12 protein-coding genes are annotated in these 13,602 nt (G+C 40.2%); all 12 read left to right on the top strand.

Translation table 11 applies throughout. The features are described from left to right. Positions 1-163: 163 nt before the first annotated feature. Positions 164-319 carry a hypothetical protein gene (locus tag ACQ4KW_RS11640; protein ID WP_430882646.1) on the top strand — a complete coding sequence of 52 codons (156 nt, stop codon included), beginning with the start codon at positions 164-166 and terminating at the stop codon, positions 317-319. Positions 320-555: 236 nt separating this feature from the next. Further along, on the top strand, positions 556-1,803 hold the full coding sequence (locus ACQ4KW_RS11635) for an ammonium transporter (protein WP_430882645.1): 1,248 nt from the start codon (positions 556-558) through the stop codon (positions 1,801-1,803). 205 nt (positions 1,804-2,008) lie between these two features. Then, positions 2,009-2,878, top strand: a complete 870-nt coding sequence (locus ACQ4KW_RS11630) for a phosphotransferase family protein (protein WP_430882644.1) — start codon at positions 2,009-2,011, stop codon at positions 2,876-2,878. 449 nt (positions 2,879-3,327) lie between these two features. Beyond that, positions 3,328-3,900: an NADH-quinone oxidoreductase subunit NuoE gene (nuoE, locus tag ACQ4KW_RS11625; protein WP_430882643.1), complete on the top strand. Its 573-nt coding sequence runs from the start codon at positions 3,328-3,330 to the stop codon at positions 3,898-3,900. After that, the gene (locus ACQ4KW_RS11620; protein WP_430882642.1) at positions 3,897-4,793 is read left to right on the top strand and encodes a hypothetical protein; all 897 of its coding nucleotides are present in this window, start codon (positions 3,897-3,899) and stop codon (positions 4,791-4,793) included. The genes nuoE and ACQ4KW_RS11620 overlap by 4 nt, the downstream gene beginning before the upstream one ends. After that, positions 4,771-5,625 carry an NADH-ubiquinone oxidoreductase-F iron-sulfur binding region domain-containing protein gene (locus ACQ4KW_RS11615; RefSeq protein WP_430882641.1) on the top strand — a complete coding sequence of 285 codons (855 nt, stop codon included), beginning with the start codon at positions 4,771-4,773 and terminating at the stop codon, positions 5,623-5,625. Before ACQ4KW_RS11620 ends, ACQ4KW_RS11615 begins: the two co-directional genes overlap by 23 nt. Before the next feature lie 10 nt (positions 5,626-5,635). Next, complete coding sequence (locus ACQ4KW_RS11610) at positions 5,636-5,938, top strand: 2Fe-2S iron-sulfur cluster-binding protein (protein ID WP_430882640.1); 303 nt, start codon at positions 5,636-5,638, stop codon at positions 5,936-5,938. Positions 5,939-5,969: 31 nt separating this feature from the next. Beyond that, complete coding sequence (locus tag ACQ4KW_RS11605) at positions 5,970-9,233, top strand: FAD-dependent oxidoreductase (RefSeq protein WP_430882639.1); 3,264 nt, start codon at positions 5,970-5,972, stop codon at positions 9,231-9,233. Between the two features lie 138 nt (positions 9,234-9,371). Next, positions 9,372-10,118 carry a GNAT family N-acetyltransferase gene (locus tag ACQ4KW_RS11600; RefSeq protein WP_430882638.1) on the top strand — a complete coding sequence of 249 codons (747 nt, stop codon included), beginning with the start codon at positions 9,372-9,374 and terminating at the stop codon, positions 10,116-10,118. Between the two features lie 346 nt (positions 10,119-10,464). Then, a complete protein-coding gene (locus ACQ4KW_RS11595) occupies positions 10,465-11,484 on the top strand; it encodes a WG repeat-containing protein (RefSeq protein WP_430882637.1) in 1,020 nt (339 codons plus the stop codon). A gap of 81 nt (positions 11,485-11,565) precedes the next feature. Next, on the top strand, positions 11,566-12,114 hold the full coding sequence (locus tag ACQ4KW_RS11590) for a hypothetical protein (protein WP_430882636.1): 549 nt from the start codon (positions 11,566-11,568) through the stop codon (positions 12,112-12,114). Between the two features lie 137 nt (positions 12,115-12,251). Continuing rightward, positions 12,252-13,595, top strand: a complete 1,344-nt coding sequence (locus ACQ4KW_RS11585; protein WP_430882635.1) for a replication-associated recombination protein A — start codon at positions 12,252-12,254, stop codon at positions 13,593-13,595. The last annotated feature ends 7 nt before the right edge of the window (positions 13,596-13,602 follow it).

Genomic DNA, 13,602 nt, shown 5'->3' with positions numbered 1-13,602 from the left:
GTATTTGTTTTTTTATACCTATTACTCATACACTGGGTTTTAAAGGGATTTGAGAGGATTGGAAGTTTTTTCGGATTTGGAAAGTTCACCTTGAAATTTATAGATTATATAAAAAACAAGCTCTCAGGTAGGTGATTTAATGCTCTGAATACAATTTTCATTTATGGAGCGGATTCAAGAAAAAACCTATCGGTCAACATTTTATGAGGGGATTTATGGATCGTCAAACATTATGATTCGAAAGATGAAGAGACAAGAGCTGTTGTATCTGAACTCAATAATAAGAAGAATGAAATCAAAAGCAATAGTTACAGTTTAAAGTTTAAAGTGATGGAAGGTCTATGTGTCAGAAAATTTAGACAACGCTTTCCCATAAAAATGAATTGATTATATTGCAAGGTCGTGTATAATGATACACAAGAAAATAAAGACTTGGACAAAGACGTCTGTTGAATGGAGCAAGCTCCTGCAACAGGCGTTTTCTTTGTTTTGCGCGCAATTGTCTAAACTTTTATGTATGTCAATGACCAGGAGTGTTAAGAGAGGGGTTTGTATATGAATACAGTATTAAGCCTAAACACAATTTGGGTTCTATTTGCAACAGCACTTGTTTTCTTCATGCAAGCGGGATTTGCGCTTGTCGAAACCGGCTTCACTCGTGCTAAAAATGCATCAAATATTATTATGAAGAATTTAATGGACTTTTCAGCCGGTTCAATTGTTTTTTTTCTCATAGGTTTTCCCATTATGTTTGGTGAGGATTTTTATGGATTTATAGGACAGTATGCACCTGCAACAGCTCAGTCGTATGCATTTCTAGGACTAAGCGTTCCCTTTGAAGCCTTCTTGATATTCCAAACAGTCTTTTGTGCCACTGCTTCCACTATTGTTTCGGGCGCTATGTCAGAAAGAACGAAATTTAGCTCTTATTTAATTTATAGTGTGGTCATAAGTGGGCTTGTTTACCCCCTTGTTGGTCACTGGGCTTGGGGTGGTGGCTTCTTATCTCAAATGGGATTTCATGACTTTGCCGGTTCAACGGTTGTCCATTCTGTTGGTGGGTGGGCAGCACTCATGGGTGCCAGTGTTTTAGGCCCTCGTATTGGTAAGTATGATGCCCACGGTAAGGCCAAAGAAATTCCTGGTCATAACTTGATTATTGGCGCCCTGGGTGTTTTTATTCTATGGTTCGGATGGTTTGGATTTAACGCAGGGTCAAGCCTAGGCGCTGAAGACACAAGTTTAATAGCCAGTGTATTTATCACAACTAATCTGGCCGCGTCAGCAGGTGCAGTTTCTGGCATGACTTATGCGTGGATAAAAAAAGGAAAACCAGATGTGGGTTTAACATTAAACAGCGCTCTGGCAGGGCTTGTGGCCATAACTGCAGGATGTGATGTTGTCACTCCAATGGGGGCAATTTTTATTGGTCTTATTGCAGGATGTGTTTTACCTGTGGCTTTAAGCTTTATTGAAAATGTCTTAAAAGTGGATGATCCAGTTGGTGCAATTGGTGTTCACGGTGTTTGCGGTGCACTGGGAACGATTTTGGTTGGTTTTTTCCATGCTGGTGAGGGACTATTATACACAGGCCAAACCAGTTTGCTTATTGTACAGTCAACAGGCGTATTTTCAGTGGCGGCCTGGACAATTGCCACAACTGGACTGCTGTTTATTGGAATTCATAAAACCCTAGGCCTTCGAGTGCGTCATAACGAAGAAGTCCTTGGTCTTGATATGGAAGAACACGGATCTCCATCCTATAGTGGATTTGTAATGGAAGGTCTTAAACATAGTGCATAATGCGTCCTCCGCATTATATAAACCACATTATGGACCCCTGCGCTAAAATGCGTAGGGGTTCATATATGTTCATAAAAAAATATTGCAATCCCTTATAGACTCTGGAATAATAGAGGGGGCTTACTGGAAGACTCATAGATTGGTCTGCCCTTGAAATGGATATAAGAGAAATAAGTGTATATATAGGCCGAATGGGGAGGCAGATATGAGTAAATTATCAAAGTGGAAGAAAAGAATAGAAGCAATATGTCCAACGATTCAAGTTGAAGCCATCGCGGTCAATGATAGTGGACAAAACAACACCGTGGTCACTGTCAATCACGAGTGGGTCTTTAGATTTCCTAAATATCAGGAAGAACTCATAAATGCGACGAAAGAATATCACGTGCTTAAAGTTTTGCAAAAGTATATCAGCCTACCAATACCAGTTCCTCAGTATGCACATCTTGACACCAGCAATTATAAGGAGGCCTATCTTGGATATAGATTGATTCCAGGAAGACCACTGTTTAGGCAGTCATTTTTGGCTCATGAGGATCATGAAAAGTTGGCTAAGCAGTTAGGGACATTTCTCAAAGAACTACACAGTGTTCCTACGGTAGAGCTTCAAAGTCTTGACCTGAAAACCTTAGACTCACGAAAAAACTGGATGACATTCTATGGTGAAGTGCGAGAGCACTTGTATCCTATGATGCGAGAAGATGCCACTATAAAACTCTCCCTGCTTTTTGAGACGTTTTTAAGTGATCCGAGAAATTTTACATTTGAGCCACGCCTTATACATGGTGATTTTGGACCAACAAATATTTTGTACAAAGAGGAAGACATTTCTGGTATTTTAGACTTTGGGGAAACCTGTATAGATGATCCTGCTATTGATATTGCAGCCTTGATAGGGAAATTTGGATATGGACAAGAATTTATTAAACTTATGGAACCATCCTATCCTAAAGTTTTAGACTATTTAAACAGAGCTAAATTTTATGCCAGTACATTTGCGCTGCAAGATGCCCTGTTTGGCTACAAGCACAAAAATAAGGAGATGCTTCAATTCGGTCTTGAAGACTATATATAGGGATTTGACTCTCTTGAAAGTGAAATTTAGCATCAATTATATTATAAAAGTTAAAGCGAGTGGTTAATACCACTCGCTTTTTCATGTTTTCAATTTGAAAGAGTGGCTTTATATAAGGCCCATCTATAAGAAAGTCACAAAAGAAATGGTTTTTATAGGTTAATTAACAGGTGAGAAACGTTTGCCTTATAAGTCCTATCTATAAGAATTAGTATCTTTGCATAAAGTTGAATTTTCTGACTATGAACTATGACAAAAATGCAACATATAATGTATAATAAATCTTAAAATGCAAAGGGTATATGTCCTAAACCCCTTTTAATGCGACTTCTGTAAATGGTCATAAACAAGGAGTTATATAAAATACAAGATGAGACATATCAAATCACAATATACAGAATATTCACACTAATACGAATGTATAAAAATATAAATGGAGGTTATTCCTTATGGGATCGATGTGTACATGCCAATCAGAAAAAAATTCAGGGGTATTTGATGTTGCTAAGTTAAAGACAGTGTTAGAGTCAATTTCAGATCCAAAACGAAACTTGATTACAATACTTCAGAAAGCACAAGACATTTATGGATATTTACCAATAGAAGTTCTCCAACACATATCGGATGAAACAAGAATAGAGGCATCAAAAATATATGGTGTGGCCACATTCTACACTCAGTTTAGGCTAAAGCCAGTGGGGAAGAATTTAATCATGCTATGCCAGGGAACGGCCTGTCATGTCAATGGATCAGCAATGATAGAGAATGCCATTCAAGAGGAATTGGGCATATTTGATGGGGAAACAACATCCGATGGTATTTTTACATTCAACAATGTGGCTTGTCTGGGGTGTTGCTCATTGGCACCAGTCATGATGATTAATGAAAAGACCTATGCAAATTTAACCCCTAAAAAGACCAAAGAAATTCTAAAAAATATATATGAATCCGAAATTGGTGCTTCAGATGTAAACAATGCATCTGAAGCACCAAAGAATGAAAGTGTGGAGGGGATAGCATGAAAATAGTTGTAGGAACCGGAACATGTGGCATTGCAGCAGGAGCACAGACCATTGTTAGAGCCTTAGAAGACGCCGTTGAAAAAGGCGCTTTATCTGCAAGTATTCATCAAACGGGATGTATTGGAATGTGTCATGCTGAACCCATTGTGGATGTATATGTGGATGGCAAGCAAAAAAGGTATACGCATTTTAATGCATCAGATGTGGAAGGCCTATGCAATGACTTTCAAGCAGTCTCCCACAAAGAAATCAGTCCATCTGACCAAGCGATTTTGAGCGCACAACATAGAATTGTGATGAGGCACTATGGACGAATTGATCCAGAATCCATAGAGGATTATATATCATTAGGAGGATATGAGACCATTAAAAAGGTTCTCAATGAGAGAACGCCAATAAGCGTGATTGGAACAATCAAACGATCTGGTCTTCGTGGGAGAGGTGGTGCTGGTTTTCCAACTTGGTTTAAATGGAAGGCAGCTCTAGACAATGTTTCAAAGGTGAAGTATATTGTCTGCAATGCAGATGAGGGCGATCCAGGGGCATTCATGGACAGATCAGTTCTTGAAGGAGATCCACATAGTCTGATTGAAGGTATGATGATTGCGGGTTATGCCATAGGAGCGAGTCAAGGCATTGTTTATGTAAGGGCAGAATACCCCTTGGCCATTAAACGTCTCGAAAAAGCCATTGAGCAGGCAAGGGCTCATAATTTTCTGGGAAGAGATGTTTTTGGTCTGGAAGAACACAACTTTGATATTCGTATTAAAGCAGGGGCAGGTGCCTTTGTCTGTGGAGAAGAAACAGCCCTGATAGCATCTCTTGAAGGGGAACGTGGTCAAACCACCCTTTCCTGCAGAGAAGGGCTATATGGGGTATCCTACAAATATTAATAATGTCGAAACCCTCGCTAATGTGCCATGGATTATAAAAAATGGTTCTAAGGCCTTTAAAAGTTTTGGAACAGATAAAAGCACCGGAACGAAGGTGTTCGCCCTCACAGGAAAAATAAAAAAAGGAGGTCTCGTCGAGGTTCCCATGGGCATGCCTTTAAGGGATGTCATCTATAAAATAGGTGGGGGCATCATTGATGATAAGCCTTTCAAGGCCGTACAGCTAGGGGGACCGTCAGGCGGATGTATTCCTGCTCAACTTTTAGACACCCCTATAGATTATGAATCCATTATGCAAACAGGTGCCATTGTTGGTTCTGGAGGCATGGTCGTTATGGATGAAAATACCTGTATGGTGGAAATGGCGCGATTTTTCTTAGATTTTACCTGTAAAGAGTCATGCGGAAAGTGTTCTTACTGCCGCATTGGGACAAAAAAGATGCTTGAAATATTGACTCGAATTGTTGAAGGCGAGGGTCAGGATTCAGATATAGACTTACTTGAAGATCTTAGCTATAAAATTAAAGAAGGGGCACTCTGTGGACTGGGGCAAACTGCTCCCAACCCTGTATTAACAACACTAAAATACTTCAGGGGAGAGTACGAAGCCCATATACATGAAAAAAGATGTCCAGCTTTACAGTGTACAGCGCTTGTAAACTATCGCATTGAAGAAAGTAAATGTATAGGGTGCAGTCTTTGTTCAAGAGTTTGCCCAGTACAGGCTATTAGCGGTAAGGTCAAAGAAGCTCATAGAATTTCTGAAGAAGCATGTATACAATGTGGTGCATGCAAGACCGCATGTCGATTTGATGCGGTTTTAGCAAATTAAGGAGGGAATCATGCCAAGAATACGAGTGAATATAGATGGAAAAGAACTTCTCGCACACGACGGATACACAATTCTCGATGTGGCCAGTCAACATGGTATTGAAATTCCAACCCTTTGTCACAATGATAAGTTAAGGCACTATGGGTCATGCGGAATGTGTGTCGTTGAAATAGAAGGGAGCCCTAGACTCTTTCGAGCCTGCTCCACACAGATAAAAGATGGAATGATCATTAGAACATCTTCCCAGCGGATAAGGGATTCTAGGAAGACCTCACTCGAGCTTATGCTTAGCAATCATAGGGGGGGATTGTAAGGCGCCTTGCAAACTTGGGTGTCCCTCAGGTGTGGATGTCCAGGGATATGTTGGTTTGATAGCCAATCGCGAGTATGACAGTGCAATTGAGTGCATCAAAGAGGAGTTGCCCCTGCCAGCATCTATTGGCCGGGTTTGTCCCCATCCCTGTCAATCGGCTTGTCGTCGCAGTCTGGTTGATGAAAGTATTAACATAGCATGGCTCAAGCGATTTGCAGCCGACAAGGATCTAGCCAAAAGTTCACCCTATCAGCCACCCATTGCCAAAGCAACAGGTAAAAAAATTGCTGTGATCGGTGGTGGGCCGTCAGGACTTTCAGCGGCTTATTTTCTAAGAAGAGCAGGTCATGACGTGGCTGTGTATGAAGCCATGCCAGAATTTGGAGGCATGTTGAAGTACGGTATTCCCTTGTATAGATTGCCAAAGGATGTTCTCTTTTCCGAGGTGGATATCATTCAAAAAATGGGTGTTAAACTTTTACCCAACATTAGAATTGGTAAAGACATTACGCTAGACCATATTCGGAATCAGTTTGATGCCGTTTATGTGGCAGTGGGGGCTTGGAAGAGTGCCCTGCTCAATATACCCGGAATAGATAATAAAAATGTATATGGTGGCATTGAGTTCCTAAACAAATTTGCTATTAATAAACCCATTAAAGTGGGACAAAGAATCGCTGTTATTGGCGGTGGCAACACAGCCATGGATGCTTGCAGAACAGCCATTCGACTTGGAGCAAAAGAAGTCTTTGCAATTTATAGAAGAACGAAAGATGACATGCCTGCTGTTGATGTTGAAATTGAAGAAGCCCAAGAAGAAGGTGTCACTTTTAAATTTCTTAGAAATCCAACTGAAATTATTGATAGTCAGGGGCGTGTCAAAGCCATTCGCCTTGAAAAAATGGATATAGGTCCAAGTGATGGAACCGGTAGAACAAATGTTATTGCATCTGGTCAAGAAGAAATTCTGGAAGTTGATTCTGTTATTGTATCCATAGGGCAAAAAATAGATATTGGTGGCCTGGAGTCCCTTCTCGTAAATACGAGAGGCAACATAGATGCTGAGGAGAACACATATAGAACCAATCTTGAAGGCGTATTTGCTGGGGGCGACTGTACTAACAAGGGCGCAAGTATTGCCATTGAAGCCATCGCTGAAGGCAAAAATGCGGCTCGGGTCATAAACACTTATCTTGAAGGCCATTTAAAAGCCTATCACAAACCTTATAGTGTCGTACAAAAGGATGTGTCCTTAGAGCGTTTTAAGGGAATAACAGTGTGCTCGAGTGTGACCATGGGCCATGTTTCACCAGATATTCGAAAACATAATTTTGAAGAAGTGGTTCATGGATATTCTCAAAAAGATGCTCACAGTGAAGCGCATAGATGCTTAGAATGTGGGTGTGGAGACGTTCATGAATGTGATTTAATTAAATATTCTGATGCACACGGCGTCCAGCCAGATCGACTTATGCCTCATGAGCCAGATTTTGAGAAAGATAGGTCCCATCCCTTCATACTGAAAGATCAAAACAAATGTATACTCTGTGGAATGTGTGTTCGCATATGTGATGAAGTGATGGACAACAGCGCACTGGGTTTAACAGGTCGAGGCTTTGATACAAAGGTTGAACCAGCCTTTTCAAGGGACTTTAAGAACACAAAATGTATTTCCTGCGGGCAGTGTGTCGGAGTATGTCCTACAGGTGCCCTTCAAGAAAAACTACAAATAGAGAAGTCTGTACCTTTAAAGGCAAAAAGGACTGAAACAGTCTGTAGTCATTGTAATGTTGGCTGTCGTCTTGAGTTGGAATCACAGGGGAATATGTTGCTAAGAGCTCATCCGGTCAATGAAGACGTTACAAGTGAAGGTTTGCTCTGCGCAAAAGGCAAGTTTGGATTTGACGTGATAGAGAGTGAGACAAGAATTACAAGACCCATGATTCGAAAGAGTGGAGAGTTGCAAGAGGTGAGCTATAATGAAGCTTTCCAGTACATTGCTAAGAAGGCCCAGTCGATTAATTTGCTCTATGGATCAGATGCCTTGGGGCTGTCCGTATCGGATCGATATACCAATGAGACCTTGCATCTTATAAAGACTTTAGCAAGTAAAACCCTAAGCACAAAACATGTGTATAGCATTAATGCGAAAAAGTCAGGTCTTGAATATGTCCTTGGCTTGAACGCTTCAACAAATGTCTTAAATGAAATTCATCACACCCCTTTTATCCTTTCGGTGGGTTCTCGTGTTATGGAAGATCATACAGTGGCCGGCCTCAAAATAAGGAAATGCATAAAAAATGGAGGGGTTCTACACCTAATTAGTGATAAAACATCTAAATTAGATGAATGGGCACAGTCGAACATTCGGTTAAAAGGTAACATGACCTTGTCCCATGTCTTAAAGGCTATGGTCAAGTACGTTATTGACAACCACGAAGCCCCTGCATCAATAAGGGCAAACGGACTCGACTCACTTAGAAGGTATGTAGAGGAGAGTGATGTAAGCCAGGATGTTGAAAATCTTACAAGAGCCTATATGGATGCATCAAAAGCCATCATTATATTTGACCAAGAGAGTCTTACAGAAGAAGAATCTGCTCTTGTAGCTGGACTTGCCGTATTAACGGGTCATGTTGGGTCGCCACGAAATGGCATTATACAACTTCGGTCAAATGCCAATGCACAAGGCCTTATTGATATGGGTATAAAGCCAGATGCTGGCATGTTATCAAAACTTATGGAGGCTGGTCATATAAAGGGTCTGTTTGTTCTTGGAGAAAACATTGATCCAGATATTGTGAAAGGGATAGAATTTTTAGCTGTACAAGAAACCCATATGACAAGTATTGCTAAGATGGCTGATGTTATTTTGCCAGCCACCATTTTATCGGAATCAAGTGGGACAGTGACTTCTCTTGACAGGCGGATTCAAAGGGTCCAAAAAGCCATTGAACCTATTACTGGGTACCAAAACTGGGAAATGATTCAGGCGCTTATGAATGTCTATGATGGACACAGTGCCTTTAAGTCTCATCATGAAATTATGGAGAGCATTGAGAAAGAAATGCCTCACTATCAGGGGTGGTCAAGAAAATCTGGAGATGTATACTGGCCAGTCAAGTCATCAAGAGTCCTATATCAAGAGGCGTTTAGCACAGAATCCGGCTTGGCCAATCTGGACTTTGCTTCTTCTGTTGACAAGCATGTTGACAAGCCACTTGTGAGCGGTTTTAACAACAGCAATCATATAAGCACGTGCTTCCAAGCCTACATTGATAAAAAAATTGGTTGATTCATAGCCTTGAATTTGACACTTTAAGATATAATAGTCTGTAGACCGCCGTTTTTTATTGTAGTGGTCTCTAGGTCTATAATATGTCGATGGCATTAGATCCTGGAAATATAGAATCTAGGAGGCTTTGAAGCAGCTATGATACATCTTCTAAAAGTTTTTTATTATGAAAAATCAGTTCATTGGGGCTTCATTATGGCCATGCTTGTGTGGTTTATGGGGCTTCGTGAACTCTTTGTTGAAAAAATCTTACAAGGCCTCCCTTATATAGCCTTGGTCATTTGCTTTTCAGCTCTTATTATAGATGAGAGCGTATTTTTATATGATGGGCAGATGGAAGTGAAAATGAGAAGCTATTTGGATGAAGAGGGGCTTATATTGCCTTGGCATTATGAATCGGATCGTTTAGAATATAGGGCTTTAAGGCCAAGTGACTGGAAACTTATAAGGACCTTAAGTCAAGACCCTCAAGTGTATGAATTTGTAGATGATATTGATGAAGCGCTTTCCCGATCAGAATCTAAAAGATGGACTCTTGACCATATGAACTTGGAAAGAACAGCGCTTCGCTGTACCAGAGTCATTGTGGATAAATCTTCGGGGAAAAGCATAGGTGGTCTTGTGATCATAAATGGTCATGAGTTAGAGTACTGGTTCAAACCGACCTTTAGAGGGATAGGGCTTGCTTATGAGGCTGTTAGAGCGTCTATTGATTCTATAGAAGAACACGAGAATCTAGTTCTTTTTGCCAAGTCCTATTTGAAAAATATAAAATCAAGGAAACTCCTTTCGAAAATTGGGTTTGACGAAGTCCCTTCAAACACAAACGAGAAAGAAGAGACTAAAAGTCATTGGGTCTATCATCATGAAAAAAGACGTAACTAAATAGTTGATTTTAATTATGAATGGACCTGCAGATCAAATGCAGGTCTATTTTTATGGTTATATGGGTCAAATGACCCTAATGGTAAAATAACAAATGATATACCAGTTGCTATTTATATCCATTTTCCACTTGTTGACTTATAAAATATGGAATATACTATATAATGTTATATGAGCGACTTGCAATAAAGAACTTGATTTCATATTTTATCCATTTACATCTATAAGATGATACATTTCCTGGTTGAATTCTAAAGGGATAAAAATGATTGGAAATTATGACTTTGTAAACGCTTATGACAGGGAATTAGATACATATAGAGATAAAGATATCGAGGTGTGAGAATTGAATAAGAAGGATTTACCATATCTTGTTGTGAGCATCATGCTATTCATTTTGATGAACACACTGATTGGTGGCAATACATTCCCATTTACAGAAGGCGCAGAGCTTAAAATGGATCCTCATGTGAAAATAGCGCCTTATATGGACCTTGAGTCTGGCCTTTATGGTTATATTGATATTAATGGACAGGTCCTTATAGAACCAAGATTTCGATATGCTGAGGCCTTTAACGAAGGGGTCGCAGTGATTGCTGAATCAGATTCCAAAGGGACGAATTATGGATATATAGATAAAAAAGGGGATATTGTGCTTCCACTCCAATACGATTATGCCAGAACTTTTCATGAGGGTTTGGCATTTGTCAGTTACAAGGGCGAGTTAATAGTCGTTAATAAAGCAGGTGACCCTGCTTTTAAGTTGCCGGAAAATATGGTTGCTGGTGACTATGCAAGCGGACTTGCCCCTATGTATCCTGCGGCTGAATCAAAAAAAGTAAGTGTCACATCTGGGTATATCGACCGAAATGGACAAGTGGTCTTTGAAATGCCACAACTTATTGAGGCAGGCTCATTTTCTCAGGGCCTTGCACCAGTTTGTGTAGAAAACGAGACGAATAGAAAATGGGGCTATATCGATCAGACAGGCCAAATGGTGATTGCACCTAAATATGCTCTTGCAGAACCCTTTGTGGATGATGTGGCTGCTGTAGCAGTCTTTGATGAGGATGGCCACAAAAAATGGGGCTACATAGATAAGAGTGGAGCTTTCATAATCCAGCCTATATTTGACAGTGCATTTTCCTTCAGTGAAAACCTTGCAGTGGTCTTTGTAGATGGTCAGGGATATGGCTATATAGACAGGCATGGTCATTTTGTCATTGGTCCAAATTTTGAAATGGCAACATCGTTTTCAGACGGTTTTGCCACCGTACGTGTTTCAAATACAGAATTTCACTGTATCAATAAAAATGGAGAGGTGCAATTTAAAGTTAAGAACAAGTTGATTTTCAGCTTTAAATAAGTCAAAATATGCCACACTATTATCCAATTTTCAATAGAGGAGTATGCTATAATGACTGTATTGAAGAGAAGGAGTGGGGAAATGGATTTTCAACAGTTTGGTATGACGACTATAAACACAGCCATGATAATGGCTGCAATTTTATTGCTGCGTGATCGGTTGGCATTAAGAAGAAGGAACGTGGCAGAAAAATATAAATTTATCTTGGATTTAAAAAGTGACGCTATGAAGCACATTCCATTCTGGAAGCGTAAAAACAGAAAGCGGTCTTTTGTAGCACTGGGTGTTATTGGTGTATTTATGGTTTGGATAGGCCTGAACAATATCCAGGCTTTTTATGAAACTTTGATTATGACCTCTATCGCGGGCGCAATGGTGGTTTATATTCGAAAGTTAGATGATAAAAAAGAAATTGCCCTTTACAATAAAGGAATCCTTCATAAAACTGGGTTTTTGCATTTTGAGGCCATTTCCGATTACACGGTAGAGGCGTCTGATGAGTATGAGAATGCTAAAGCATACTGGTTGCTTGTTGGGAACACACCTCGGGTTCAAGTGCATGTGGCAAGTGAACACACAAAGGCTTTTGAGAAATACTTGAGAAACAGCATTCGGTTGAATCGAATTTAAGGCAAGGCATAATAAAAACTGTTATAATAAACAAAGATTAAGGGATATCAAGTGGATAAATTGACTGATATCCTTTTCATTTTGCTAAAATTTGATATAATACGAATATACGTTCGATGACTGTTAAGGAGCATATCATGGATTTATTTGGAATCATAAAAGAGGAAAGTTTAAAACAAGATGCTCCATTGGCTGAGAGAATGAAACCTCAGACATTGGAGGATTTTGTTGGTCAAACGCATATATTGTCAGAAGGAAAACTTTTAAATCGTTTAATAAAAGCGGATAAAATAAGCTCCATTATATTTTATGGACCACCAGGTACAGGAAAAACAAGTATCGCCAAGGTCATAGCCAACACGACCAAGTCGGCCTTTGAATCTCTCAATGCAGTGACATCAGGTGTTAAGGACCTAAGGCGAGTGGTGGAACTGGCAGAGAGCAATTTAGGCATGTACCAGCAGAGAACCATCCTGTTTTTAGATGAAATACATCGGTTTAATAAAGCCCAGCAGGATGCCCTCTTGCCTCACGTCGAAAAGGGGACATTGATCCTTATTGGCGCAACAACTGAAAATCCCTATTATGAAGTGAACAACGCCCTAATTTCAAGGTCTATGATATTTCGATTAGAAAGGCTAACGACTTCGGAAGTTAAGCACATCACTAAACGGGCTATTGAAGACAGCACAAGAGGGCTTGGAATGTTAGGCGTCACAATTGATGATGATGCCCTTGATTTCATAGCACAAACATCAGCTGGGGATGCTAGAAAAGCACTCAATGCTATTGAACTGGCTGTTCTTTCAACTAAAAAAGTAGATGGGAGACTGCATATAACAACTGGGATTTTGCAGGAATGTGTTCAGCGAAAGGGCTACTTGTATGACAAGGCTGGTGATAGCCATTATGATGTGGTTTCGGCCTTTATTAAGTCTATGAGAGGCTCTGATCCGGATGGTGCCCTACATTACTTGGCCCGAATGATCTATGGCGGGGAAGATCCTAAATTTATTGCAAGACGCATTGTCATTGCAGCATCTGAAGATGTTGGTAATGCTGATCCAAATGCCCTTGTTGTTGCAACTGCAGCGGCCCAGGCCGTTAATATGATCGGTATGCCTGAGGGACGAATTATTTTGGCTCAGGCAGCAACCTATGTGGCGAGTGCACCAAAGTCGAATGCAGCTTATGCTGGTATCAACAAGGCCATGACAGATGTGGACAATATTGATATTGGCAGTGTTCCATATTATTTAAAAGATGGAACCAGCTTGGGCATGAGTAAGAAGAGAGAAGACTGGGGGGACTATTCTTATAAGTATCCCCATGACTACGATAATAATTATGTGCCACAACAATACTTGCCAGATGAGCTAAAGAACACCAAGTATTACAAGCCTACAAATAACGGCTATGAAGAAAAGATTAATGCATATTTTGAGACCATTCACAAGGTGCACGATAAGCCAAAGGAATAAGGTAAAA

Origin of the sequence: Tianxiuia mixotrophica (assembly GCF_050596425.1) — a bacterium.
In the GTDB taxonomy this organism is placed as follows: domain Bacteria; phylum Bacillota; class Clostridia; order Peptostreptococcales; family Acidaminobacteraceae.
This window is presented reverse-complemented; position numbering and strand designations above follow the sequence as displayed.